The following is a 24,933-nucleotide window of genomic DNA, read 5'->3' as shown; positions in this document are numbered from 1 at the left end:
CGCACGGTCGGCGGTGGCCCACCAGCCACCGCCCGGCGAGGCCGGCGGTGGCTGGGCGCGGTTGTCCGGGGGGTCGGGATCGACCAGCGATTCGAGCTCGAGGTCCAGCTGCGCATCGCGGTCTGCCGGGTCGGCGGCGGGCCGGCCATCGGGTTCGGACGGGGCAAGAGGCCAGGTGTCCGGGGCGCGCTCGGGCTCGTCGGCGAGCTCCCCGGCGAGCACCCGGCGTTCCATCTCGGCCCACCAGCGCACCAGCTCGCCCTGCTCGGCGTGCCAGAGCTCCAGTTCCTCCCGGTCAGCCCGGTCAGCCCGGTCAGGCCGGTCAGGCCGGTCAGGCCGGTCAGGCCGGTCAGGCCGGTCAGGCCGGTGCAACGGTCGATCGTCCGGGGCGGCCGCCGCCTCCGCGCTCTCGCCGACCGTGTTCCGCGCCGGGTTCGTCGCGGTCGCGACGCTCTCCTCAGCCGGGGCGGTCGCCGCGCCGGCGGCCGCGGGCTGCTGGACGGCGAGGCCCCGCAGCAACTGGCGGACCATCTCCGCCGGCACCACGTGCCCGTCGACCTCACCGGGGGCGTCGTCGCCGAGCAGCGTGCCCACCGAGGCCACCACGGTCAGCAGCACCTGCACCGGCGGCAGGTCGGTATCGCCGGGACGCAGCACCAGGTCGAGCAGGCAGTCGACCATCTGCTGCCCGCGCGTCCGCTCCTCGCCGGGACCGGTGTCGACGGCGTCGGCGCAGGCGGCCAGCGCCCGGTACAGGGCCTGCGCCTCGGGCATCGTGCACACCACGGTGAGTGCGGCCATGCCCTCGGCGCGCTCCGGGCGCAGGCTGATGTCACGCTGCCGCAGTGCCCGCGCGAGGTTGCGGGCGGCGTCGCGGGCGTTGTGCTGCGCGACCACCCGGCGCACCCGGTTTCCCAGCTGCGCCGGGGTGGTGACCCGGTGGCGCGCGCCGACCCAGTCGACCACCTCCTCTTGGATGCGGTTCCGCACTGCCTCATCCGCGATCGGCGCGACGTGTTCGAGGAGGCACCAGAGGTGCCCCGTGTGGAGCACCCCCGCCTCCAGTGCGGCGAGCACGCGCGGCAGTCGGTGCACGAGGAGGAGCGAGCGCTCCAGTTCGGCCTCGGCCTTCTGCGCGCTGAGGTCGAGCGCGATCGCCAGCTCCTGGGTGGCCCACTCACTCACCAGGCGCAGCACCTCCGGCCGCGCGGCCCACCTCTCGGCCGACATCGCGCCGCACTCACCCTGCTGCCGGTCGCTCGACGCGGGGCGGGTGCTGGCGAACTCCGCGATGGCCCGCGCCCGCAGCGCGGTCTGACGGGTGATCTCCCGATCGGCGGCCTGCACCGCACCCAGCGGACCGGTCGCCCAGCCCACCGACGGAGCTGGGGCACCGGCTCCGGCCGGGCGCGTCGAGGCGCCCAGGGACTCCCCGAGCTCGATGCCGTCCACGCGTTCGATCATACGTTCGAACGCTGCGTCCGGAGCAAAAGATGGCGGAGGAAAAGAGCAGCTCAGGCCGCAGGCGACGCCCCTCCTGCGGATGCTCGTCCACCGCCGGCTGCACCAGACCGCGTTGGTGCCCGGGAGCGGCTGACCTACGGGAATGAGGTGGAGCGAGGCCGTGACCGACAGTGAGCAGATATTCCACCCCCGGCCAGGTCGTCCCGCGCAGCGGCGTCTACCGCTGCAGCAGCGAGGACGGGCACGTCTTCGAGTCCACCGACGTCAAGGGCCACCGCTTCCCGCCGCTGCCACGCGACTGCCCGGCGAGGGGTGGATGCCCGTCCACCGCCGACCACCCCTGAGGCCGGGCGACACCCCGCCCGGCCGCGGTCAGCCGGTGAAGGCGCCGGTCTCGGCCAGCCGGGACGGCGTCACGGTCTTCAGCTTCGCGACCGCCTGCGCCAGCGGCACCAGCTCGATCTCGGTGCCGCGCAGCGCGACCATCTGCCCGTGCCGGCCCTCGTGCGCGGCGATGGTCGCGTGCAGCCCGAAGCGGGTGGCGAGCACCCGGTCGAACGACGTCGGGGTGCCGCCACGCTGCACGTGACCGAGCACGGTGGTGCGCACCTCCTTGCCGGTGCGCCGCTCCAGCTCGTCACCCAGCTGCTGGGCCACGCCGGTGAAGCGCCGGTGGCCGTACTCGTCGACGCCGCCGTCGCGGACCAGCATCGTGCCCGGGAGCGGCCGGGCCCCTTCGGCGACCACGCCGATCACGTGGGTGTCGCCGCGCCCGAACCGGTCCTCGACGATCTTGGCGACCTCGGCGACGTCGAAGGGCTCCTCGGGGACGAGGGTGACGTGCGCTCCCGACGCCAGGCCGGCGTGGAGCGCGATCCAGCCGGCGTGCCGGCCCATCACCTCGACCAACAGCACCCGCTGGTGGGACTCGGCTGTGGTGTGCAGCCGGTCGATGAGGTCGGTGGCGATGCTGACCGCGGTGTCGAAACCGAACGTGAGGTCGGTACCGTCGATGTCGTTGTCGATGGTCTTGGGGACCCCGACCACCGGGACGCCGGCCTGCGAGAGCAGGTGTGCGGCGGTCAGCGTGCCCTCGCCACCGATCGGGATGAGCACGTCCACGCCGTGGGCGGCGAGCACCGCCTTCATCTGCGCCAGCCCCGCGTGCAACTTCTCCGGTGCCACCCGGGCCGAGCCGAGGGTCGTCCCGCCGCGGGTGAGCAGGCCGTCGACGGCGGCGACGTCCAGCGGCGTCGTCCGGTCCTCGAGCAGGCCCCGCCAGCCGTCGCGGAAGCCGACCACCTCGCTGCCGTAGTGGGTGGCCGCGCTGCGGACGACGGAGCGGATGACGGCGTTGAGGCCGGGGCAGTCGCCCCCGCCGGTCAGGATCCCGATGCGCACCGGCTGGCTCCTCGTGTCATGGGCCGGGTCGTCGTGGACCATACGTCATGACGACATGACGACGGCGCGACGCGCAGGCGGACGGTCCACCCTCCCCGCCATCAGAGGAGCCGGACCACCTCGGTGATACCCACGGCGTGCCGGCGGGCCAGCGCCCGGTAGATCTCGGGGTTGCCGCTCACCCAGCCGCGGGCGCCGTCGGAGAGCGGGCCGCGCACGCGGGCCGGAGCGCCGAGCACCATCACCTCCTCGGGCACCTCCATCCCGGGCGGGACCAGGCTGTGCGCCCCCACCAGGGCGCGGGCGCCGATGCGGGCACCGTCCTGCACCGTGGCGCCGTTGCCGATCAGCGCCTCCGCGCCGATGACCGCGCCGTGCACCACGCACATGTGCCCGACCGTGGCACCGGGGCCGACCTCGGTCTCCGGGTCGGCGCCGCCGTGCAGCACCGAGTTGTCCTGCACGTTGGCGCCCGCCCGGACGACGATGCGGCCGAAGTCGGCGCGCAGCACGACGCCGTACCAGATCGACGCCCCGGCCTCGACGACGACGTCCCCGACCAGCGTCGCGGTCGGCGCCACCCACGCCTCGGGGTGCACCTGCGGGGACCGGCCTTCGAAGGAGAACAGCGGCACGGACGCCGAGGGTAGGGGCGGGGCCGCCGCCCCGCCGGGGACACCCCGGATGAGCTCCCCTCACGGCGTCCCGGGGAAGATCAGCCCGTTGCTGCGGGCCCGGTCGACCGCCTCCCGCCGCGAGTTGACGCCGAGCTTGCTGTAGATCGCCCGGACGTGGGTCTTCACCGTGCTGTGCGAGACGGTCAGGTCGGTGGCGATCTCACCGAACGAGCGCTGCGAGGGCAGCAGGCGCAGCACCGCCCGCTCCCGGTCGGTCAGCCCGATCGGACGGTCGTCGACGCCCAGCCCGTACCGGGCGCCGAGCGCCTGCCGCGCGAACCGCTCCCGGGCGCCGAAACTCCCCAGCAGGCGGGTCAGCAGTTCGACGACCTCGCGCGGGCCGAGGGCCAGCGGCCGCAGCACGCCCATCGACTCGCTCAGCACGAGCGCACGGTCGAGCGCGGCACGGGCGTGCTCGCGGCGGCCGGCCAGCACGGCGAGGCGGCAGTCCAGCACGCCGGCGTCGACCAGCGCCCAGCGCAGCTGGACGGGCAGCGACCCGTCCAGGACGGGCCGGACGGCGTCCGCGGCGGGCCCGAGCCGGCCCATCGCGCTCAGCCGGTGCGCCCGCATCAGGGCCACGTCCCCGCAGTCACCGAGGGTCCGCTCGGCCCAGCCCAGGACCGTGCGGGCGAGCTCGTGCCGGCCCCACACGGTCGCCGCCCGGTGCCCGAGCACGGCGAGGAGCGCGCCCGTGGTCGCCATCCGGGGGTGGCCGGCCTCCGCCGCGTGCGCGGAACGCAGCTCGGCCAGCCCCTCCGCGACGCGTCCGAGATCCACCAGCGCGGCGCCGCGCAGGCCCCGGACCGTCGGGAGGACCGCGTCGGGCCCCCGCTCCGGCGCGTGGTCGCCGAACGCGTGCGCGGGGCCCAGCAGTTCCAGACAGGCGGCGGGCTGCGCCCTCAGCAGCGCCCCGTAGGCGCGCAGGATGGACGACAGCGCGGCGCCGGCCGTGGCCGTCCAGTCCGCGCCCCCCGCGACGTCGTCGGCTCCTCGGCGAGCTCGGCCATCCGCCGGTAGTCACCGTCCGCCGCCTCCACCGCGCCCAGCACCGTCAGTCCCCGAGCGGCGAGGTAGGGCTGCCCCAGCTGACGGGCCCGCTGGACCGCGGCCGCCCCGACGACCCGTGCCTCGCCTCGCCGGTCGACGGCCAGGAGGGCCAGCGCCCGCTCCAGCTCTCCCATCACGACCGGTCCGCGGCCCTCCTCGGCCCCCCCGCCGAGGACCTCGGTCGCCTCGACCATCTCGGCGGGATCGCCGGTCAGGCTGACCCGCCGGGCCCGTACGAGGGTGCGCAGCTCGACCAGTTCGGGCGCGGGTCGGGCCGGCCACACCGCATCGGCGCGCTGCAGGTGGGCGTCCGCCGGGCCGAGCGCGCCGGACTCGATGTCGACGAGCGCCGCGACCAGGGCGAGCCAGGCGTCCTGGGCGACGACCCGGTCCCCGAGCCAGTCCAGCGTGTCGCGGACCGTCCCGTGCTCGCCCTCCGCGACGAGCGGCACGGCGCTGCGTCGCAGGAGCAGGGCCACGCGGTCGGGTGTCCCGGCCCGGCGCGCGTGCGCCAGGGCCGGCACCGGGCGGCCCCCGTCGGCGTACCAGTCGGCGGCGCGGGCGTGCAGGTCCGAGACCAGGTCGGGACGTCGCCGCGTGAGGTCGGCGAGCAGGTGCGACCGCAGCAGCGGGTGCAGCCGGTACCAGATCCGCCCCGGTCCCGAGCTGAGGACCAGGGAGGTGTCGTGCTCGAGGGCGTCGAGCACCTCCCCGGCGTCCAGTCGGCCCGACACCGCCGTCGCCAGCGGCGCCGACACGGGGTCGCACACGCTGACCGCGTGCAGGAGGTCGAGCACCGCGGCCGGCAGCCGCGCCAGGATCTCCCCCACCAGGTAGTCGGACAGGGCGCGGCTGTTGCCGACGAGGTCGGAGAGGAACCGGTCGGGGTCCTCGGCCTCCCGCAGGGACACGGCCGCCAGCCGCAGTCCCGCGGCCCACCCCGCCGTCTGCTCGACGACGAGCCGCACGTCGTCCGGGCGGGCGACGACGTCCGCCGCGGCCAGGAGCGCGCTCGCCTCCGGCACCGAGAACCGGAGTGCCTCCGCCCGGACCTCGCAGAGCTCGCCGACCATGCGCATCCGCGCGAGCGGGAGCGGGGGGTCGCTGCGCGAGGCCAGGACCAGGTGCAGGCCCGGCGGCCGGTCCCGGACGAGGCAGGCCAGCCCGTGCACCGGTCCGGGGGTCGTGACCTCGTGGACGTCGTCCAGCACGAGGCGGACCGGGCCGGGCAGGAGGTCCAGCGCGTCGACGACCGCGGCCAGGAACGTCGGGTCCGCACTCGGTCCGGCCGGGACGGCGAGCCGGCGCAGGGTGCTGTCGGCGGGGACGACCGCGCAGGTGGCGAGGGCGGCCAGCACACCCGACCAGAAGCGGTGGTCGTCGTCGTCGGCGTCCAGGGACACCCAGGCGGTCAGCTCGGGACGCCGGGCGGCCCACTCGGCCAGCAGCAGCGTCTTGCCGTACCCGGCGGGTGCGCTCACCAGGGTGACCTGCCCCGGGGTGGCGGCCTCCAGCGCCGCGATCAACCGCGGTCGGTGGACGTGGCGCTGGGGCAGCCGGGGCACGGCGGTCTTCACCCGGGGCACGCCCGGGCGCCGGGTGCCCCGGGGAGCCGAGCCCGCTGCTGGACCGGGAACCGCCATGACACCCGCACGGTACGACCGCCGACGAGGCCGCGACAGGGCCCAACGGTGACCCACGGGGACTCCCCGTCCGGTGGTCTCACGGCGACGCCGGACCGGTTCCGCGGCACCTCCTCCGGCGCGGAGGCTGACGACGGTCCGCCCGCCGCGGAGGCACGCCCCCTCCTCGCCGGGTCGCCCGGGACCGCCCGCCGGCCCGCCTAGGACCGCAGGAGCCGGGCCTTCTGCGCCGCGAACTCCTCGTCGGTGAGCAGCCCGGACTGGCGGAGCTCGCCGAGCTTGGTCAGCTGGCTGTGCAGGTGGTCGACGCCGGAGGCCGCGCCGGTGTCCGCGGCCTTGGGCTGCTGCTGCACCGGGGGCCGCTGCGCCCCGGCCTGCTGCGCCGCGGCCTGCTGCCTCGCGGTCACCCGGCCGGCCACCGAGGACGCGGTGCCGGCCACCACCGCCGTGCGCGCCATGGTCCCGAGCAACCCCGGTCCGCCGCGGCCGCGTCCCAGCCGACCCCTCATGGCCGTGCCTCCTCGGTCCCCGGCGCCTCCGCCGGCCGCGTCGCCGCGGCCGCCAGCGCGCGGTCGACGTCCTCCCGGGGCACGCGGTCGTGGCCGACCACGGTGCCGTGCACCTGCCGGACGGCGTCGCCGAAGGCGGCGGCCCAGCGGTTCTCCCAGAGCAGCACCAGCGTGGTGGTGGCCGGCTCCAGCGTGGCCGCGATGCGCACCAGGTCCTCGTCGCTGAGCAGCTCGAGGACGTCGCCGTCGACGGCGCCGAACGCGGCCCCGTCCTCGTCCTCCAGCTCCCCGCCGGTGACCGTCCCATCGGCGTCCTTGTGGAGGACGGCGGCGTCGAGCACCCGGACGGTGCCGGAGTCGACCAGTCCGGCGAGCGCCGGGGCGATCGCGGCGTCCAGCGTCGGGCCGGGGAAGGCGAGGGAAATCCACTCGACCGGCCCCGCGATCGGGCTGACTGGGGTCATGAGTGCCTCTTCCTGGTGCTCAGATCGAGATGACCCCCGACCCGACCACCATGGCGGCCAGGGCCAGCACGGACATGGACCGTGCCGACGGGGCGGCGGGCTCGGTCGACGTCGTCCCGGCGGCCCCACCCGAGGCGGTCTGCGGCTCGTCCATCGCCGCGGTCCTCCTCTCCTGGGGCGTCGCGGAACCCGCGTCGACGCTGAGGAACCGCACGCTCGCCCGCCGGCCCGCCGCGTGCCTCGTCTGCGGGGGATGAGCTCTCGGTACGGGCCGCGCGGTCCGCCCACCCGCGGGTCTCCGCCCGGGCCGGCACACGGGGAGGGACCCCACCCCGGCCGGACGAGGCGCTGCGGTCCCCGACCCGGGACGCTGGTGGCGGGGAGACCGGAGGGAGACGCCACCGTGTCGTCGCACTACGAGTTCCGGGTGGCGGGCCGCCTGTCCGACCGGACCCGCGGCGCGTTCCCGGACATGGTCCTGGTCGACGCCCCACCGGAGACGATCATCTACGGCGAGGTCGTCGACGAGGCCCACCTCTACGGCGTCCTGGCCGTCATCCAGGACCTCGGCCTGCACGTCGTGTCCCTGCACGAGGTGCCGCCGTGAGTCCCCCGTGCCGGAGGCGGCCCGGCGGCCGCACGGTCACCCGCCGAGGCCCGCGAGGACGTCGACGACCAGCCGGGTGGCGCCGCTGGCCAGGATGGTGACGGCGATGGCGGTCAGCAGGATGCCCGACAACCGGTCCAGGAACGACGCCGTCGAGGCCGACGCCCGCCGGTGCACGTGCGCGGCGGCGTACAGCGTGATCGCGGTGACCGCGGCGTAGGCCAGCCCGGCCACGGACAGGCCGAGGACGTCTCCGGTGGAGTCGGCCTGTGCGCGGAAGGCGACGAAGAAGGCGAACGTGGTGCCGCCCACGGTCAGCGGGAAGGTGACCGGCACGAACATGTACTCCCGCCAGGCACCGCTCGGGGGGCCGTGGTCGACGGTGGCCCCCGGTGCACCGGTGGCCCCCGGCGTGTCCGGGCCGGCGCCCGCGACGCCCACCGCGATCTCGGCCTCGACCTCGGCCGGCGCCGGGTGCTCGGCGGTGCCGCGCATCAGCGCCACCCCCTCGTAGAGCAGGGCGATGCCACCGACGGTCGTCAGGGCCGCGGTGCTCAGCCCGAGGATCTCGAGGAGGGGTTCACCGACCCAGATGGCGACCAGGGAGAAGACCGCGACGTTGAGGAACAGGCCCACCGCCAGCCGCCGCTGGTCGGCCGGCCCGAGCCGGCCGACGACGGGGAAGTAGGACGGCAGCGCGGCGATCGGGCTGTAGAGGGCGAACAGCGCGAGGAAGAGCAGCAGCGGTTGCTCGAGGAGGTCCATCGCCGGTGCCTCAGAAGTCGACGGGGTCGCGGATGATCGGGCAGGTCATGCAGTGGCCACCGCCGCGGCCGCGGCCGAGCTCGGCGCCGACGATGGTGATGACCTCGACGCCGGCCTTGCGCAGCAGGGCGTTGGTGGTGGTGTTGCGGTCGTAGGCGAACACCACCCCGGGCGCGGCGGCGACGACGTTGTTGCCGCTGTCCCACTGCTGCCGCTCGCTCTCGTAGGCGTCCCCGCCGGTGGGCAGCACCCGCAGCTCGGGCAGGCCGAGGGCGTCGGCGACGACCGCGGGGAAGGAGGCCTTCTCCTCGGTCACCTCGACCGGCTCCTTGTCCCCGGGCCGCAGGGAGAAGGTGTGGATGCCGTCGACGATGTCGGCGAAGGCGGTGGCCAGGTCCCGGTCGGCCAGGGTGAACACGGTGTCCAGGTGCATCGCCGCGCGCAGCTTGGGCATGCCGGCGACGACCACCCGGTCGGCCGCCTGCTCGGCGAAGAGGGCGGCGGCGAACTGGGTGATCGCCTGCCGCGAGGTCCGCTCGCTCATGCCGACGGCGACCGCGCCGTTGCCGATCGGCATGACGTCACCGCCCTCGAGGGTGGCCAGGCCCCAGTCCCGCTCGGGGTCTCCCCACCAGATCCGGGCGCCGGAGAAGTCCGGGTGGAACGTGTAGACGGCCTTGTACAGCAGCGTCTCGTCGTGCCGCGCGGGCCAGTACAGCGGGTTGAGGGTCACCCCGCCGTAGAGCCAGCAGGTGGTGTCCCGGGTGTAGAGGGTGTTGGGCAGCGGCGGCATCAGGTACTCCCGCACCCCCGTGGACTCCCGGGCCAGGGCCAGGTAGTCGGGCCGGAAGTCGGCGGGCAGGTCCGCCGTGGAGAGTCCGCCGATCAGGAACTCGGCCAGCGCGCGCGGCGGCAGGCTCTCGAGGAACGCGCGGGTGTCCTCGACCAGGCCCAGGCCGACCTCGTTGGCCACGATCTTGCGGTCCAGCAGCCACGCCGTCGCCCCGGGCACCTCCAGGGTCTCGGCCAGGACGTTGTGCAACTCGAGGACCTCGACGCCGCGCTCGCGCATCTTCGCCATGAAGTCGAAGTGGTCGCGGCGGGCGTTCTGCACCCACAGCACGTCGTCGAAGAGCAGGTCGTCGCAGTTGGTCGGGGTCAGCCGCTGGTGGGCCAACCCGGGTGCGCACACCAGCACCTTGCGCAGCACGCCGACCTCGGAATGCACTCCGTAGGCGGCAGCCGGCGACACGGACGCCGCCGCCGACGTTGCAGTTCCGGTCATGGCCCGCACGCTCCTCGATCGCGACCAGGCCCGTCGCCGGCCCGGCGGGGACGGGCGCGGCTGCGGTGCCACCGCAGCGCTCCAGCAGGCTCTGCCCATCGCCGGCCGGTCACCTCGTCTGGCGCGGATGAGACCTGGCCCAGGAGACGGAGCCGGCGACCGTCACCGGCACCAACAGGCGCCGGGCCGCACCCGGCCCCGCGTCCGGGTGGCGTCGTCCCGGGCCCGGCCGACGCCGCACCGCCCGGGACCCCGCGGTCCTGGGCGGAGCCCTCATCCCCGCCGAACGAGGCGCCGCACACGACGGGAGGGCACGATGCCCGGGTGGGCGCACCCTGCGCCGGGAAGGGAGCCCCGATGCCCACCCTCGGCGTGTGGCGGTCCGACACCCCGGCCGGCGCGCGCACCGGCCGGGTCCAGGAGGCGTTCGCCGGGGAACAGGCCGAGCTGCTGTCCACCCACCCGTCCACGGAGCAGGAGACCCGCCTGCCCGAGGCGTTCGCCGACTAGGCGCACGCACCCGGACGGCGCCCCCGATGACCGGACCCCCCACCGCGACGGTCGACCCCGCGGTGCAGCACCCCGGGCCGCGGCCGGCGGCGACGGACCGGGCCCCCCGGCGCGGGCCGGGCCTGTCGCTCCCCGGCTGCTGGGGAGCGGTGCTGCTGGCGTGCGTGTCGCTCACGCCCTCGCTGCTCCCGCGGGACGGCGTCGCCCAGGGCGTGGTCAGCGGCATCAGCGCCGCGATGGGCTACGGGTTCGGCGTCCTCGCCGCCGCCGTCTGGCGGGCGTTCGCCGGCCGCGGCCCCCGGCCCCCGCGGCGGTGGGCGTGGCGGGCGTTCCTCGCCACGGGGACGGTGCTGGTCGTCGTGTCCTTCGTCCTCGGCCGGCGGTGGCAGGGCGACCTGCGCGCGCTGATGGGGGCGCCGGCGGAGCCGCTGGGGCGGGCGCTGCTCGCGCCGGTGGTCGCGGTGCTGGTCCTCGCCGTGCTGCTCGCGGTGGCCCGGCTGGTGCGCGCCGCCGCGCGGGGGATCGCCCGGCTCGCGTCCCGCTGGGTCGGCCCCTCCGCGGCCCGGGCCCTCGGGGGGCTGGGCGTGGCGGCGGTGGCGGTCCTGCTGGTCAGCGGGGTCGCGGTCGACGGGCTGCTGGCCGCCGCGGACCGGACCTTCGCCCTGGAGGACGAGGAGACGGCCGAGGGCGTCGAGCGACCGGACAGCGCGCTGCGCTCGGGCGGCCCGGGATCGCTGATCGGCTGGGAGACGCTGGGCCGGGAGGGACGGACGTTCGTCGCCGGCGGCCCGTCGGCGGCGGAGATCGAGGCGTTCACCGGCACGGCCGCGGACGAGCCGGTGCGCGTCTACGCCGGCATGACGACCGCCGACGACGTCGAGGCGCGGGCGCAGCTCGCCGTCGACGACCTCTCGCGTGCCGGCGGCTTCGAGCGGGCGCGGCTGCTCGTCGCGACGACCACCGGCCGCGGGTGGCTGGACGCCGGCTCGCTGTCCGCGTTCGAGTACATCGCGGGCGGCGACTCGGCGGTCGTCGCGATGCAGTACTCCTACGTCCCGTCCGGGCTGTCCTACCTCGTGGACCAGAACCGGGCGCGGGCCGCCGGGCGGGGCCTCTTCGACGCCGTGTACGAGCAGTGGACCGCGCTGCCGCCGGACGCGCGGCCGGAGCTGTACGTCCTCGGCGAGAGCCTCGGCTCGTTCGGCGCCGAGGCGGCCTTCAGCGGTGAGCACGACCTGCGCAACCGCGTGACCGGGGCGCTGTTCGTCGGCCCGCCGAACTTCAACGCCCTGCACACCGAGTTCCGCGAGGACCGCGACCCCGGCAGCCGTGAGGTCGAGCCGGTGTACCGCGGCGGCCGCACGGTGCGGTTCGCCAACGACGTGGGCGCCGGCCCTCCCCCGGCCGACGCCCCCTGGACCGGGACCCGCGTGCTGGTCCTGCAGCACCCCTCGGACCCGGTGACGTGGTGGAGCCCGTCGCTGCTGCTCCGCCGTCCGGACTGGCTGGCCGAGCCGCCGGGGCGCGACGTCCTGCAGGAGATGAGGTGGCTCCCCCTGGTGACGTTCTGGCAGGTGACCCTGGACATGCCGTTCTCCCTCGACGTCCCCGAGGGCCACGGGCACCGCTACACCCGCGAGTCGGTGGACGCGTGGGCGCTGCTGCTGCGCCCGCCGAACTGGACGGCGGAGCAGGCCGAGCGGCTGCGGACGCTGATCCGGCGCTGAGGTCGGACCAGCCCCGGCGGTCGCGGGCGGTCCGACCGTGGGCACGGGCGTTGCGATCCGATGACGGTCCGTTGCACCCGCCACCGGGGCGGGACAGCGGCGACCGCCCGGCTGCATCGTCGAGGCGTGGCAGCCGTCTGGATCCAGTCCGTGCACAACCTCCACTGCCCGACCTGTGGCAGCCGGCTCGTCGAGCAGGCGGGGCGCTACGCCGTCCCCCACCGGCCCGGGCCGGTGTACGTCGGCGAGGTCGGCACGCTCACCTGCCGCTCGGGCCACGCGCTGCCGGACCGCGTCGAGCTGTACGCCTACCGGGACCGGCGCGGACTGCCGCCCCAGACCCCCGTGCGGGAGGTGGCGCCCCCACGCTGAGGGGCGCGGTCAGGCCCCGGCGGGCTCCTCGAGGACGAACATCGGCGTGAGGCCGGTGAGCTCCAGGACCTGCCGGAACCGCGGGCCGGCGTGCCGGACGACGGCCGGGCGCCCCTGGGCGGCGGCGTGCTGCGCCCACCGCACCAGCATCGCCAGGGCCGAGGAGTCGATGTAGGCCAGCGCGGCCACGTGGACGGCGACCACGGTCCGCTCGTCCAGGCCGCCGTCCCGCATGCGGTGCACCAGCAGCGCGTCGACGTCCCCGCGCAGGTGCAGGACCGGCCCTCCGGCCTCGTGCACCACCTCGAACGAGCCCATCGGCTCGTGCCCGCCCCCGTGCAGGTCACCCACGCGCCCACTGTGACCTGGCTCGCACCACGGGACAAGCGGGGCGCGCCGCCCCGTCCTCCCGACGGGTGGCCCGCCGGGCACGTGCGAGCATCGGTCCCCGTGCGTCGATCGTTGAGACCCCGCCAGCCCGGGGGGCTACCCCGCGAGGTCGGGGTGCTGTCGGTCGTGGCCTTCGTGGTCGCGCTCGGGTTCGGGATCGTGGCCCCGGCCATCCCGCTGTTCGCCCGGTCCTTCGGCGTCGGCACCACCGCGGTCGGCCTGGCGGTCAGCGCGTTCGCCTTCTTCCGGTTCGTCTCCGCCTTCGGCGGCGGCTCGCTGGTCGAGCGGCTCGGCGAGCGCGTCGTCCTCACCCTCGGGCTGGTCACCGTCGCGGTCACCACGGGCGCGGCCGGCCTGGCCGGCAACTTCCCGCTGTTCCTCGGGCTGCGCGCGGCCGGCGGCGTCGGCAGCGCCATGTTCACCGTGGCCGCCCTCTCCCTGCTGCTGCGGGTGTCCCCGCCCTCGCACCGGGGCCGGGCGGCGGCGACGTACCAGGGCGGGTTCATCCTCGGTGGCATCGCCGGCCCCGCGGCGGGCGGCCTGCTCGCCGAGCTGTCGCCGCGGCTGCCGTTCCTGCTCTACGCCGGGTTCCTGCTGGTCGCCGGTGGGGTGAGCCTGCTGTTCCTCCGGTCCCCGGCGGCGCCCGGGCTCGCCGCCGCGCCGGCCGCCGCCCCCGAACCGGACGCCGGCCCGCTGCCGCTGCGGGCGGCGTTCCGGTCACGGGTCTACCTCGCCGCGCTGGTGGTCAACCTGGGCGTGGGCTGGATGCTCTTCGGCGTCCGCAACTCGCTGGTCCCCCTGTACGTCACCGAAGAGCTCGGCCGGACGGTGACCTGGGCCGGGCTCGGCCTGCTGGCCGGCTCCCTGGCCCAGGCCGTGGGCCTGCTGCGGTCGGGCCGGCTCGCCGACGCCTGGGGACGGCGGCCCTCGCTCGTGCTGGGGACGGCGCTGGCCACCGGCGCCACGGCCGTGCTCGTGCTGCCGCCGGCGACCTGGGCGTTCCTGCTCTCGATGTCGGTGTTCGGGCTGGCCGCCTCCCTGCTGTCCAGCGTGCCGGCCGCGCTCGTCGGGGACATCAGCCCGGCCCGTGGCGGCCGTGTGGTCGCGGTGTTCCAGATGTCGGCCGACCTCGGCGGGATCGTCGGGCCGCTGGCCGCGGGCTGGCTCACCGACGCCGCCGGTTTCCAGGTCGCGTTCGGCGTCACCACGGCGGTGCTGGGCCTCGGGCTGGTCGCCGCCCTCGCCCTGCCGCGGTCGGCCGGAGCGCGTCCCGCGCCGTCCGGCGTCGCTCAGTCCCCGGCCGGCACGGCGCGGTAGCCCGGCGCCCGCCCGGCCGGCCGGGGCGTCCCGGACGCGAGCAACGGCAGCACCCGGCGCGGCACCAGCTCCGAGAGGGCGACCACGCTGGTGGAGCGGACCACCGACGGTGAGCGGCCCAGCCGGACCAGCGTCTCCTGCAGCGCGCCGTGGGACTGCGCGGCCAGCCGGACCAGCACGTCCCCGGCGCCGGTGGTCACGTGCGCCTCCAGCACGCCGGGGATGGCCCGCAGGTCGGCGGCGACCTCGTCCAGGGCGCCCTGGGCGATCTCCAGGGTGACGAACGCCTGGACGCCGAACCCCGCGGCGGCCGGGTCGACGTCTGGGCCGTAGCCGGTGACGACGCCGGTCTCCTCCAGCCGGCGCAGCCGGGCCTGCACCGTGGCCCGGGCGACCCCGAGCCGGCGGGACAGCTCCAGGACGCCGGCGCGCGGCTGCTCGGTCAGCGCGGTGAGCACCGCCAGGTCGAGCGCGTCGAGCTGCTGCGTCACCGCTCCTCCTCCCAGAGCTGATCAGTCTGACCAGCTCGCATCGGGCCGAGCCCGCCATCCTGGTCGGATCGGCCACCCCGTGACGGTCATCTTGCCCATCCCCGTCGTCCGGAGGTGTGCTGGACGCATCGCGGAGGAGACCGGACCACACGGGAGGGCGACATGACCGCCACCGAGCCCCAGGGGACCCTCGAGCAGGTCCTCACCGACGACGAGCGCCTGGCCGAGCTCAGCGCCGAGCAGCTGCGGCAGCTGGTCGGCCTGGTCGAGCACGATCCCGCCACCGACCCGTTCCCGGTCAGCGGCTGGGACGCCCTGGTCTGGATCTGCGGCAACGCCACCCAGACCGCGCACTTCTTCCAGTCCGCCTTCGGCATGGAGCTGGTGGCCTACTCCGGCCCGGAGACCGGCAACCGCGACTCCCGCGCCTACGTCCTGCGCTCCGGCGCGGCCCGGTTCGTGGTGACCGGCGCGTGGTCCCCCGACAGCCCGCTGGCCGACCACCACCGCCGGCACGGTGACGGCATCGCCGACATCGCCCTGACCGTCCCCGACGTCGACCGGTGCGTCACGCACGCCGCCGCGCAGGGCGCGACCGTCCTCGAGGCGCCGCACGACGTGTCCGACGAGCACGGCACCGTCCGGCTGGCCGCGATCGCCACCTACGGCGACACCCGGCACACGCTGGTCGACCGCTCCCGCTACACAGGGCCCTACCTGCCCGGGTACGTGGCGCGGACGTCGAGCCACCAGCGGCGCCCCGGTGCGCCGAGGCGGCTGTTCCAGGCGATCGACCACGTCGTCGGCAACGTCGAGCTCGGCGCCATGGACCGCTGGGTGGAGTTCTACCGCCGGGTCATGGGCTTCACCGACATGGCCGAGTTCATCGGCGAGGACATCGCGACGGACTACTCGGCGCTGATGAGCAAGGTCGTCGCCAACGGCAACCACCGGGTGAAGTTCCCGCTGAACGAGCCGGCCGCTGGGAGGAAGCGCTCGCAGATCGACGAGTACCTGGAGTTCTACGGCGGGCCGGGCGCCCAGCACGTCGCGTTGGCCACCGGCGACATCCTCGCGACCGTCGACGCGATGGTCGCCGAGGGCGTGGAGTTCCTCCCGACGCCGGACTCCTACTACGAGGACCCGGAACTGCGGGCCCGCATCGGCACGGTGCGCGTCCCGGTCGAGGAGCTGCAGCGCCGCGGCATCCTGGTCGACCGCGACGAGGACGGCTACCTCCTGCAGGTCTTCACCCGGCCGACCGGCGACCGGCCCACGGTCTTCTTCGAGCTCATCGAGCGGCACGGCTCCCTCGGCTTCGGCAAGGGCAACTTCAAGGCGCTGTTCGAGGCGATCGAGCGTGAGCAGGAGCGGCGCGGCAATCTCTGAGCCGATCCCGGGCGGCGTCGTCACGCTGGGTGAGCCCCGCCCGGGGTGTCCAGCCGTCCGGCCCACCGAGTTTGTCGGGCCCGGGGCACCGACCTAGCGTGTCGGCGTCCGGACGGGTCGTTCCGTCACCCCCTGGTGACACCGGCCGGACGCCGCCGAACCCTGCGCCGGCTCGTCTCGCCGGCACCAGGGACCGGGGACCCACCGCAGTACTGGGGTGAATCCTGCTCCCGAGCAGGTAGGGCGCCTTCCCGCCCGAACCCGTCAGCTAACTCGGTAGGCGGCTGTGGAAGAGAGGACAGACCCGCCCACCATGGCGACGTCGCACGCCCCTGCCCGCGCGCTGCCCCGCATCCTGGTCGGCCTCGTCGCCGCCGGCGGGCTCACGCTCACCAGCCTCCCCGCCGCCTCCGCCGCGCCGGAGGACCCGGCCACCTCGCAGGAGGCCGCCGCGCTCGTCGCCGCCAAGGCGCGCGACCTCGAGGTCGTCACCGAGGAGTTCAACGAGGCCCGCGAGCGGCTGCGGGCCAGCCAGGACGCCGCGACCGCGGCGGGAGAGGAACTGGCCGCCGCCGAGGTCGCGCTGGGCACCGCCCGCGAGCGGGTCCGCGCGGTCGCCCGCGGCGCGTTCACCGGGGACCAGCTCGGCACGCTGTCGGCGATGCTCACCAGCGACTCCCCCGGCGAGCTGCTGGACCGGGTCGGCACGCTGCAGACCATCGCCGACCACAACAACGGTGTCCTCGGTGGGGCCACGCAGGCCGCCGGCGCCGCCGACGCCGCCCGGGTCTCGGCCGAGCAGGCGGCCGCCGACGCACAGGCCCTGGTCGACCAGGTGTCGGCGCGGCAGGCCGACCTGGACCGGCAGGTCGCTCGGTTCCAGGCCGAGTACGACCGGCTGGTCGCCGCGGAGGAGCGGGCCGCCCGCGAGGCCGCCGAGCGGCAGGCCGCCGAGGAGGCCGCCCGCGCCGCCGCTGCCGCTGCCGCTGCGGCCGCCGCCGCACCCGCGCCCGCCGCGGAGCCGGCCCCCGCCCCGGCCCCCGCCGCCCGGAGCGGCGCACGGTCGGCCGCCGCTCCTCCGCCCCCGCCGGTCGCGCCCGTCGCCGGCGGCAGCGCCGCCGCGCAGACCGCCGTCCAGACCGCGCTCGCCCAGCGCGGCGACCCCTACGCGTGGGCCGCGGCCGGCCCCAACGCCTTCGACTGCTCCGGACTGGTGCAGTACGCCTACGCCGCGGCCGGGATCAGCGTGCCGCACTCCAGCCGCATGCAGTCGACGTTGGGCACCCCCGTCTCCCGGTCCGCCCTGCAGCCCGGTGACCTGCTGTTCTTCTACAGCCCCGTCAGCCACGTCGGCATCTACGTCGGCGACGGGCAGATGGTGCACGCCTCCACCTACGGCCAGCCGGTGAAGGTGGCGCCGATCGACGCGATGGGCAGCTACACCAGCGCCCGCCGCATCACCGGCTGACCCGCCCCTCCCCTCTGGAGGGCAGAAATGGCCATTTCTGCCCGCCAGAGGGGGAGCGTCAGTGGCCGCGGAACGCCTCCTCGAGCCACCACGACGGCGCGTCGGCGGCCACCTTCGCGTCGATGAACAGCGGCGCCGTCCGGCTGCCCCGCACCCAGTCGGCCACCGCCGCGAGGTCCTCGACGCCGCGCACGGTGACCCCCACGAACCCGTGGCCGCGGGCGATCGCCGCCAGGTCGGTGTCGGGGAAGCGCACCGTGTCCAGCGGATGCCCCTCCGGGCCGAAGTGGTGCACCTCGGCGCCGTACGCGGCGTCGTCGTAGACCACGACGACCATCGGCAGGCCCAGCCGGACCACCGTCTCCAGCTCCGCGGCCCCCATGAGCGCGCCGCCGTCGCCGAGCGCGGCCACCGGCAGCCTGCCCGGCTGGGCCAGCGCCGCGCCGATCGCCGTCGCCAGCCCCAGCCCGACGGACTGGAACGCCTGGGTGAAGCAGAAGCCGTACTCGTCGGGGACGTCGAGGAACATGCTCGGGTAGCCCATGAAGTTCCCCGAGTCGACGGCGACGACGCGCTCGGCCGGCAGCAGGTCGTCCAGCGCGATGGTCAGCGTCCGGGGGTCGATCCGGCCGGCGCCCCCGGCAGGGCTGAACGGCACGTCACGCCACCGCACCCGCTCGGCGATCGACCGGCGCACCTCCGGGGTCCGGTAGCCGGCCACGGCCCGCTCCCCGAGGTCGGCGGCCGCCGCCTCCGCCGTCCGCCGGACGTCGCCGACCACGCCGAAGGTGAGGTCGCGGTGCACGCCGAGGGCCGACGGGTCGTCGTCGACCTGGACGACGACGGCGTGCCGGCCTATCAGCCGGCCGTGCCGCATGGTCCACATGTTCAGCGCGCACCCCCAGCCGACGACCAGGTCGGCGCCGGTGACCAGCTCGGCGGCCAGGGGTGAGGCGAAGCCGCCGGAGACGTCCAGCGACCACGGGTTCCCGGCGAACAGCCCCTTGGCGACGGCGGAGGTGGCCAGCAGCGCGCCGCACCGCTCGGCGAGCGCCTCCAGCGCCGCGCGGCAGCCCGGGCCGCGAGCTCCGCGGCCCGCGACGAACACCGGCCGGCGGGCGTGCCGCAGCGCGTGCGCCAGCCGCTCGACGTGCTCGGCGGTGACCACCGGCCCGGGCGGCGCCGGCACCGGCGGTGGGCCCGCCGGCACCGGCAGCTCCTGCACCTGCACGTCCAGCGGCAGGTTGAGCAGCACGGTCCGCCGGCCGTGGACGGCGGTGCCGACCGCGGCCGCCACCTGGTCGAGCGCATCGCCGGCCGAGGTGATCCGCATGGGCACCGCGCCGACCGCGGCGGCCAGGGCGGCCTGGTCGACGGCGAAGTTCGACGTCGGCGAGGACGCCTCCGCGGCCAGGACCAGCAGCGGCGTGCGGCTCTTGGCCGCCTCGGTGACGCCGGTCAGGGCGTTGGTCAGGCCGCAGCCCTGGTGCACGCTCAACGCCGCCGGACGGCTGCTCATCCGGGCGTGGGCGTCGGCCATGGTCGCCGCGCCGCCCTCGTGGCGGGCGGCGACGAACCGGGCGCCGGCGGCCACCATGGCGTTGGTGACGGCGAAGTTGCCGGAGCCGACGACCCCGAACACGGTGTCCACCCCGCAGCCGACCAGGGCGGCGCCGACGGCCTCGGCGACGGTGGTCCGCGAGCTCATCCGCGGTCGACGAGGGCCAGCACCCGCGCCGGCGACCCGGAGCCGGAGACGATCGGCAGCGGAGCGGGCACCAGCACCGCGCCGGTGGGCGGCAGCTGCGCCAGGTTCTGCAGCTGGGTGAGGCCGTACTTGCCGCTGCCCATGAGCGCCGCGTGGCAGGGGAAGGGCGGGTCGAAGGAGTGCGCCGCCCCCGCGTCGGTGCCGACCGTCTCGACGCCCAGGCCGATCACCGGGGCCTCCTCGGCCAGCCAGCGCGCGCAGTCCGGGGAGATGCCGGGGGTGTGCGCGCCGGCGTCGTCGGCGTTGAGGAACTGCTCCTGGGAGGCGCTGCGCGCGTCCCAGCCGGTGCGGTAGAGCAGCCACCCGCCCTCGGGCAGCGGGCCGTGCTCGGCCTCCCAGGCGCGCACGTGCTCGACCTCGAGCAGGAAGTCCGGGTCGGCGGCGGCCCGGTCGGAGAAGTCCAGGACGGCGGCCGGGGCGATCAGCCGCTGCGGTGGCACCGAGGCGACGTCCTCGCCGTCCCGCCCGGTCACCCAGTGGTTGGGGGCGTCGAAGTGCGTGCCGGTGTGCTCGCCGGTGCGGAAGTTGTTCCAGTACCAGGCCGGGCCCCGGTCGTCGTAGCGACTGAGCTCCTCGAGCTCGAAGCGCGCGGTCTGGGCGAACGGCTCGGGGAGCTGGATGACCGGCGTCTCGGCCGACAGGGGTGCGGTGAGGTCCACGACCTCGATGCGGCCCCCGGTCAGAGCGGCGGCGAACCCGGACAGGGCAGACATGGACGTCCCTTCGACGGGAGGACGGTGGTGGGCGGACAGCCAACCACGAGCGCGTCCCGCCGGCGCCGACCCGCGGCGCCCGGGGGCCTCCCCCTCCCCGGGTCCCGACGGCCGCCTCCGCACCGTGTGCCGGCGCCCCTCGGCGGGCCGTCCTGCCCGGCCGGAGCGGGTCGGGAAGGATGTGGAGGTGCACGTGGAGACCTTGTTGCTGCTGGTCCTGGGCGCGGTCGCGGCCATCGTCGCGGTCCGCTGGATCGCCGACCGCTCCGGGCTGCCGGCCGCGGCGCTGCTGACGTTGACCGGCATCGCCTACGCCTACCTGCCCGGCCCGAACATCGAGCTGGACCCGGAGCTGGTGCTCACGCTGGTGCTGCCACCGCTGCTCTACAGCGCCGCCCTGGACAGCTCGCTGATGGCCATCCGGCGCAACCTGCGCACGGTGGTCAGCCTGTCGGTGCTGCTCGTGACGGTCACCGCGCTGGCGATCGGGATCGGGTTCGAGCTGTTCGTCGCCGGGGCGACGCTCGCCGCGGGCATCGCGCTGGGCGCCGCCGTGGCCCCGCCGGACCCGGTCGCCGCGCTCGCCGTCGGCCGCAAGGTCGGGCTGCCGCCGCGGATCATCACGCTCATCCAGGGCGAGGGCCTGCTCAACGACGCCACGGCGCTCACCATCCTGTCCGTGGCGATCGCCGCCGCCCAGGGCGACGGGTTCTCCACGCCGGCCGCCGTCGGCCAGTTCCTCGTCGTCGCGGCCGGTGGCGTGGCGGTCGGTGTCTTCATCGCCTACGCCGTCCGCCCGCTGCGCCGGCTGCGCCGCGACCCGCTGTCGTCCAACGCCGTCTCGCTGGCGACGCCGTTCGTGGCCTACCTGCTGGCCGAGTCCGTGCACGTCTCCGGGGTGCTGGCCGTGGTCGTCGCGGGGCTGATCATCGGGCACCACAACCCCAGCTGGGCGTCGGGAGCCAGCCGGCTGCAGACCGACGCCGTCTGGCGGCTGGTCGACTTCCTCCTCGAGGGCATCGTCTTCCTGCTCATCGGCCAGCAGCTGCCCGCGGTGATCAGCGGCCTCGGCGAGTACACGACCGACACGATCCTGACCGCGTCGGCGATCACCGTCGGGGTGGTGCTGCTGCTGCGCCCGCTGTGGCTGTGGCTCACCGAGCACCTGCCGCAGTCGCTGCACACCCGGCTGGGCGGCGTGGACGTGGCCGGCGACGACGACGCCGACCCCACCACCACCGGGCCGACCCGGCTCTCCGGGCGGGAGATCGTCGTCCTGAGCTGGGCCGGCACCCGGGGCGTCATCAGCCTGGCGGCGATCTTCACGCTGCCGCTGACCACCGACGCCGGGGCCCCCTTCCCCGACCGCAACCTGCTGCTGTTCTGCGCCTTCCTCGCCGTGCTGGTCACCCTCGTCGGACAGGGGCTCACCTTCGCGCCGCTGGTCCGCGCGCTCGGGCTGCGGGCCGACGAGGCCGACCAGGCCCGGATGCGCAACGAGGCGCGGACCGCCTCGGTGGAGGCCGGCCTGGTCCGGCTCGACGAGCTGCAGGCCGAGCAGCACGACGACGTCGACGACGACGCGATCGAGGCGATCCGGGACCAGCTGCAGTCCCGCCTGGAGCGCTACCGGCGCCGGCTGGACATGCTGGCCGGCGCCGAGGGCGGCGAGCTGCCGATGTCACCGCAGTACGAGGCGGCGCTGCGGGTGCGCCGGGCCGTCCTCACCCGCCAGCGCGAGGAGCTGCTGCACTGGCGGGACATCGGCCGGCTGCCCGACGAGGGTCTGCGCCGCCTCGAGCGGGAGCTCGACCACGAGGAGGGCCGGCTGCCGGCCCGCCGCTGAGGCGCCCCGGGGGCGGCTCACACGAACGGGCGCAGCCCCTCGACCAGCGGGGTGCTCGGGCGTCCGGCGAGCTCGGCCAGGTCGCCGGACGTCGTGCCGAGCGCGCCGGCGCGGATGCCGCCCTCCAGCGCCACCACGAACCCGGCGGTGCCCTCGTCGAGGCCGGCGGCCACCAGCGCGGCACGGTGCTCCTCCGGGGAGCGCCGCTGGTAGGTGACCTCCCGGCCGAGCAGCTCACCGATGGCGGCGGCGAGCTCGTCGAAGGTCCACGCGGTGTCGCCGGACAGCTCGTACACCGCGCCCTCGTGGCCGTCGGTGGCCAGAGCGCCGGCGATGGCGGCGGCGTAGTCGGCGCGGGTGGCGCTGGCCACCCGGCCGTCCCCGACGCTCGCCGCGACGACGCCGGTCTCCCGCGCCTGCTGCAGCTGCGGCACGTAGTTCTCGGTGTACCAGCCGTTGCGCAGCAGCGTCGCCGGCAAGCCGCTGTCCCGGATCATCCGCTCGGTGGCCTGGTGGTCCGGGGCGAGCGGCAGCGGGGTGTCGTCCGCGCCCAGGATGCTGGTGTACGCGATCCGGCCCACCCCCGCCCGCACCGCGGCGTCGACCACGGTCTGGTGCTGTGCGACGCGCGCACCGGGCCGGCTGCCCGAGACGAGCAGCACGGTGTCGCCCGCCAAGAAGGCGGCGTCCAGGGTGGCCGGCTCGTCGTAGTCGATCCGGACGGTGCGCACCCCGCGTTCGCCGAGGTCGGCGATCCGCTCCAGCGCCCGCCCGCCGGCGACGACGTCCCCCGGGGCCACGCCCCGGGCCAGCAGTTCCTCCACGACCAGCCGGCCAAGCTGGCCGGTGGCTCCGGTGACGACGATCGACATGCGGGGTCCTCCGATGAGGGCGGGGATGGCGCGGGCGCGCCATTGCACGCGCCGAACCCGACGGGCGGCAGCCCTGTTCCCGCCGGGCGGGAGACCACCCGACCGCGTGCGGGCGCCGGTCACCAGGCGCGGCGCCGGCTCCGGGTCAGGCCGCCCCGGCGGCGAGCACGGTGACGGCGGGTCCCGTGGCCGCGCCGGTCAGGTCCCGCCACAGGTCGCGGGCCAGGGCGTCGTTCTGGCGGAAGAACGGCGCGTTGGTGTGCGGCCGGGCGAAGGCGGCCACCTGCGCGCCGGCCGTCCAGTAGCCGACCGCGCGGATCGTCGGGTGCGACGCCCCGGACGCGGTGCGGAGCCGGAGGCCGGCGTCGACGTCCAGCCGCCCGGTGCCGCGGACCCCACCGGCGACGCCGCGGTCGGCCAGCACCCGCTCGCGCCCCTCGCCGCGGGAGAGCAGGCCGGTGACCACGGGGTCCGGGGTGGCGGTGACGTCCGGCGTCGGCACCCGGGCCTCGACCAGGGCACGGGCCTCGGTCACCCCGGGGCAGCTGGCCGAGCGGGCGCGGAAGACCCCGGCGTCCGCGTCCAGGACCACCTCGACGTCGGCGCCGAGGAACCGGAGCACCCCGGCCTCCGACAGCGCGAGCAGCTCCTCCAGGCGCGGGCCCGGCGGCCCGCTGGCGAGGTAGCTGAACAGGTTCATCCACCAGCCGGCCAGTTCCTCGGACTCGGCGCGGGCCGTGAGCCGCCGTGCCGTGGCCAGCGCGGCGATCGTGCCGTGGCACTGCAGCAGCGCGGTGAAGACGGCGGCGTCGGTGCTGAACCGCGGGTCGGCGGACCGCTCGAGGTCGGCCCGGACGTGCCGGCGCACCGCGTCCTGCAGCGCCTCCGGGTCGGCGAACCACCGGCCGGCCAGCGGGCGGTCCAGCGCGGCGAGGTCGAACCGGTCGACCGGGTCGGGCACCGCCCGGGCGACCAGGGCCCGCTCGGCACGGGAGGTCGTCGCCGCGGCGTAGGCCTCGGCGAACTCCGGCCACGGCACGGCGGTGCGCTCGGGGAACGCCCGGAACAGCTCGGTGTAGTGCGCCCAGGCCAGCTCCCGCTCGATCAGCGGCGCGAGGTCGGACCGCAGGTCCAGCCGCCGCGACGCGCCGAAGTCCTCGTCGATGGCGGCGAGGGTGAAGAAGCGCAGCGGCACCGGCGGGCCGCCCCACGGGTAGCCGAGCTTCGACCGGTACGGAACGCCGCGGCGCGAGCCCACGTGCAGCACCGGCTCGCGGCCGGAGGGCCGGTAGCGCAGCCGGCCGTCGTCGTCGCGGGCGAACCGCCCGCCGCGGCCGCTGGTCAGCAGCACCGCGAGGTCGACGAACGCCAGGCCCGCCCCGCGCACGAGGACGTCCTGCCCCGGCGCGAGCGCGGAGAGGTCCAGGTCGGCGGTGTAGCCGGTGGGCACGTAGGTGAGGCCGGAGCGGGCCGCGACCTCCGCGGTGGCCCGCTCGGCCGCCGTCGGCCGCGCGTCCAGGTGCCCCTGGGCCAGCACGACGGCGTCGGCGGCCAGCTCCGTCCCGTCGGCCAGCCGGACCCGGGTCCCGGCCGGGCCGTCGGCGACGTCGAGCACCCGGGTGGCGTGCAGGGAGACGTCGACCTGCGGCGCGGCCGCGGCCACCACCGTGTCGAGCACCCAGCCCAGGTAGGCGTTGACCAGCGGCCGGGACGGGAAGGACGCCGGGCCGAGCCGCCGCGCCTCCCGCCCGATCGGGTCCCCGTCCGGACGGGAGCGGGCGACGTCGCACACCCACTGCCACAGCGTGGTGCCCTCCCCCACCGGGCCGTCGACCACGACGGAGGGGTCGGGCAGCACGGTGACGTCGCCGACGAGCGAGTTGGCCCACAGCAGGTCCGGCTGGGCGGCGCGCCAGACGCGGCCGCCGCCCGGTGGGTACGGGTCGACGAGGTGGACGTGCAGCCGCCGGCCGTCGGCGAGCTCGGGGGCCGAGGCGACCAGGCGCTCGAGGACGCCGATCGCGGTGGGACCGGCGCCGACGACGACGAGCGTGCGGGTGCGGCGGAGATCGGGGCGGGACATGCGGGTGCGCTCCAGTACGGGGGGTCGGACGGGCCGGGTCAGGCCCCCGGACACAGGGCGCTGCAGGTGCGGAGCAGGTCGACGTGCCGTCGCTGCGCCAGCTCCGATCGGGTCACGTCCCC

The 24,933-nt window shown here is 76.2% G+C and carries 25 protein-coding genes and 1 riboswitch; of the genes, 9 read left to right on the top strand and 16 right to left on the bottom strand.

What is annotated here, in order from left to right; all coding sequences use genetic code 11:
* On the bottom strand, positions 1 to 1,452 hold a 1,452-nt coding region (locus CRP39_RS26250; protein WP_216359918.1), incomplete at its 3' end, for a DUF222 domain-containing protein.
* A gap of 182 nt (positions 1,453 to 1,634) precedes the next feature.
* Here CRP39_RS26250 and CRP39_RS27095 point away from each other — a divergent pair.
* Positions 1,635 to 1,808, top strand: a complete 174-nt coding sequence (locus CRP39_RS27095) for a hypothetical protein (protein WP_172442630.1) — start codon at positions 1,635 to 1,637, stop codon at positions 1,806 to 1,808.
* Positions 1,809 to 1,836: 28 nt separating this feature from the next.
* Here the strand turns inward: CRP39_RS27095 and CRP39_RS25015 are convergent, their stop codons facing one another.
* From CRP39_RS25015 to CRP39_RS28205, 7 genes are all read right to left on the bottom strand, one after another.
* Positions 1,837 to 2,865, bottom strand: coding sequence for an ATP-dependent 6-phosphofructokinase (locus CRP39_RS25015; RefSeq protein ID WP_097209109.1), 1,029 nt, complete (start codon positions 2,863 to 2,865; stop codon positions 1,837 to 1,839).
* A gap of 101 nt (positions 2,866 to 2,966) precedes the next feature.
* A complete protein-coding gene (locus CRP39_RS25010; RefSeq protein WP_097209108.1) occupies positions 2,967 to 3,500 on the bottom strand; it encodes a gamma carbonic anhydrase family protein in 534 nt (177 codons plus the stop codon).
* Positions 3,501 to 3,560: 60 nt separating this feature from the next.
* Positions 3,561 to 4,322, bottom strand: coding sequence for a helix-turn-helix transcriptional regulator (locus CRP39_RS28210; RefSeq protein WP_097209107.1), 762 nt, complete (start codon positions 4,320 to 4,322; stop codon positions 3,561 to 3,563).
* A 122-nt stretch (positions 4,323 to 4,444) separates the two neighbouring features.
* Positions 4,445 to 6,169: a winged helix-turn-helix domain-containing protein gene (locus tag CRP39_RS25000; RefSeq protein ID WP_097209106.1), complete on the bottom strand. Its 1,725-nt coding sequence runs from the start codon at positions 6,167 to 6,169 to the stop codon at positions 4,445 to 4,447.
* Between the two features lie 266 nt (positions 6,170 to 6,435).
* Positions 6,436 to 6,744, bottom strand: a complete 309-nt coding sequence (locus CRP39_RS24995) for an SHOCT domain-containing protein (RefSeq protein WP_097209105.1) — start codon at positions 6,742 to 6,744, stop codon at positions 6,436 to 6,438.
* Positions 6,741 to 7,208, bottom strand: a complete 468-nt coding sequence (locus tag CRP39_RS24990) for a DUF6325 family protein (RefSeq protein ID WP_097209104.1) — start codon at positions 7,206 to 7,208, stop codon at positions 6,741 to 6,743. The genes CRP39_RS24995 and CRP39_RS24990 overlap by 4 nt, the downstream gene beginning before the upstream one ends.
* Before the next feature lie 19 nt (positions 7,209 to 7,227).
* Positions 7,228 to 7,362, bottom strand: coding sequence for a hypothetical protein (locus tag CRP39_RS28205; protein WP_260180048.1), 135 nt, complete (start codon positions 7,360 to 7,362; stop codon positions 7,228 to 7,230).
* Between the two features lie 249 nt (positions 7,363 to 7,611).
* On the opposite strand from CRP39_RS28205, the gene CRP39_RS24985 reads away from it, so the two are divergent.
* A complete protein-coding gene (locus CRP39_RS24985) occupies positions 7,612 to 7,815 on the top strand; it encodes a hypothetical protein (RefSeq protein ID WP_097209103.1) in 204 nt (67 codons plus the stop codon).
* A gap of 36 nt (positions 7,816 to 7,851) precedes the next feature.
* Here CRP39_RS24985 and CRP39_RS24980 read toward each other — a convergent pair whose 3' ends face one another.
* Positions 7,852 to 8,580, bottom strand: a complete 729-nt coding sequence (locus tag CRP39_RS24980) for a MarC family protein (RefSeq protein ID WP_097209102.1) — start codon at positions 8,578 to 8,580, stop codon at positions 7,852 to 7,854.
* A gap of 10 nt (positions 8,581 to 8,590) precedes the next feature.
* A complete protein-coding gene (locus tag CRP39_RS24975) occupies positions 8,591 to 9,865 on the bottom strand; it encodes an arginine deiminase (RefSeq protein ID WP_097209101.1) in 1,275 nt (424 codons plus the stop codon).
* A 357-nt stretch (positions 9,866 to 10,222) separates the two neighbouring features.
* Between CRP39_RS24975 and CRP39_RS26520 the strand changes: the two genes are divergently transcribed.
* The 3 genes from CRP39_RS26520 (at position 10,223) to CRP39_RS24965 (ending at position 12,474) form a co-directional block, all read left to right on the top strand.
* Complete coding sequence (locus CRP39_RS26520; RefSeq protein WP_143426754.1) at positions 10,223 to 10,375, top strand: DUF1269 domain-containing protein; 153 nt, start codon at positions 10,223 to 10,225, stop codon at positions 10,373 to 10,375.
* 26 nt (positions 10,376 to 10,401) lie between these two features.
* A complete protein-coding gene (locus tag CRP39_RS24970; RefSeq protein WP_097209100.1) occupies positions 10,402 to 12,102 on the top strand; it encodes an alpha/beta hydrolase in 1,701 nt (566 codons plus the stop codon).
* Between the two features lie 126 nt (positions 12,103 to 12,228).
* Positions 12,229 to 12,474 carry a hypothetical protein gene (locus CRP39_RS24965; protein WP_097209099.1) on the top strand — a complete coding sequence of 82 codons (246 nt, stop codon included), beginning with the start codon at positions 12,229 to 12,231 and terminating at the stop codon, positions 12,472 to 12,474.
* 9 nt (positions 12,475 to 12,483) lie between these two features.
* On the opposite strand, the gene CRP39_RS24960 is transcribed toward CRP39_RS24965, so the two are convergent.
* Positions 12,484 to 12,825, bottom strand: a complete 342-nt coding sequence (locus tag CRP39_RS24960; protein WP_097209098.1) for an STAS domain-containing protein — start codon at positions 12,823 to 12,825, stop codon at positions 12,484 to 12,486.
* A 153-nt stretch (positions 12,826 to 12,978) separates the two neighbouring features.
* On the opposite strand from CRP39_RS24960, the gene CRP39_RS24955 reads away from it, so the two are divergent.
* Positions 12,979 to 14,181, top strand: coding sequence for an MFS transporter (locus tag CRP39_RS24955; protein WP_245854098.1), 1,203 nt, complete (start codon positions 12,979 to 12,981; stop codon positions 14,179 to 14,181).
* Here CRP39_RS24955 and CRP39_RS24950 read toward each other — a convergent pair.
* Positions 14,154 to 14,672: an Lrp/AsnC family transcriptional regulator gene (locus CRP39_RS24950; protein ID WP_097209096.1), complete on the bottom strand. Its 519-nt coding sequence runs from the start codon at positions 14,670 to 14,672 to the stop codon at positions 14,154 to 14,156. The two genes, CRP39_RS24955 and CRP39_RS24950, sit on opposite strands and share 28 nt — an antisense overlap.
* A gap of 162 nt (positions 14,673 to 14,834) precedes the next feature.
* Between CRP39_RS24950 and hppD the strand changes: the two genes are divergently transcribed.
* A complete protein-coding gene (gene hppD, locus CRP39_RS24945) occupies positions 14,835 to 16,061 on the top strand; it encodes a 4-hydroxyphenylpyruvate dioxygenase (protein WP_097209095.1) in 1,227 nt (408 codons plus the stop codon).
* Between the two features lie 168 nt (positions 16,062 to 16,229).
* Positions 16,230 to 16,359: riboswitch (cyclic di-AMP (ydaO/yuaA leader) on the top strand.
* 15 nt (positions 16,360 to 16,374) lie between these two features.
* Positions 16,375 to 17,529 (top strand): C40 family peptidase, encoded by a 1,155-nt coding sequence (locus tag CRP39_RS24940; protein WP_097209094.1) that lies wholly within the window; start codon positions 16,375 to 16,377, stop codon positions 17,527 to 17,529.
* A 58-nt stretch (positions 17,530 to 17,587) separates the two neighbouring features.
* Here the strand turns inward: CRP39_RS24940 and CRP39_RS24935 are convergent, their stop codons facing one another.
* Together CRP39_RS24935 and CRP39_RS24930 are read right to left on the bottom strand one after the other, a co-directional pair.
* On the bottom strand, positions 17,588 to 19,237 hold the full coding sequence (locus CRP39_RS24935) for a thiamine pyrophosphate-binding protein (RefSeq protein ID WP_097209093.1): 1,650 nt from the start codon (positions 19,235 to 19,237) through the stop codon (positions 17,588 to 17,590).
* Positions 19,234 to 20,010, bottom strand: a complete 777-nt coding sequence (locus CRP39_RS24930; protein WP_097209092.1) for a cyclase family protein — start codon at positions 20,008 to 20,010, stop codon at positions 19,234 to 19,236. Before CRP39_RS24930 ends, CRP39_RS24935 begins: the two co-directional genes overlap by 4 nt.
* Before the next feature lie 187 nt (positions 20,011 to 20,197).
* Here CRP39_RS24930 and CRP39_RS24925 point away from each other — a divergent pair, with 187 nt between their 5' ends.
* Positions 20,198 to 21,856 carry a Na+/H+ antiporter gene (locus CRP39_RS24925; protein WP_097209116.1) on the top strand — a complete coding sequence of 553 codons (1,659 nt, stop codon included), beginning with the start codon at positions 20,198 to 20,200 and terminating at the stop codon, positions 21,854 to 21,856.
* Positions 21,857 to 21,873: 17 nt separating this feature from the next.
* On the opposite strand, the gene CRP39_RS24920 is transcribed toward CRP39_RS24925, so the two are convergent.
* Together CRP39_RS24920 and CRP39_RS24915 are read right to left on the bottom strand one after the other, a co-directional pair.
* Complete coding sequence (locus CRP39_RS24920) at positions 21,874 to 22,728, bottom strand: SDR family oxidoreductase (protein ID WP_097209091.1); 855 nt, start codon at positions 22,726 to 22,728, stop codon at positions 21,874 to 21,876.
* A 145-nt stretch (positions 22,729 to 22,873) separates the two neighbouring features.
* Positions 22,874 to 24,811, bottom strand: a complete 1,938-nt coding sequence (locus tag CRP39_RS24915) for an FAD/NAD(P)-binding protein (protein ID WP_097209090.1) — start codon at positions 24,809 to 24,811, stop codon at positions 22,874 to 22,876.
* Positions 24,812 to 24,933: the final 122 nt, after the last annotated feature.

It is taken from the genome of Geodermatophilus sabuli (genome assembly GCF_900215145.1).
In the GTDB taxonomy this organism is placed as follows: Bacteria; Actinomycetota; Actinomycetes; order Mycobacteriales; family Geodermatophilaceae; genus Geodermatophilus; species Geodermatophilus sabuli.
The sequence above is the reverse complement of the archived record's forward strand: the minus strand, read 5'-3'. Positions and strand labels throughout refer to the sequence as shown.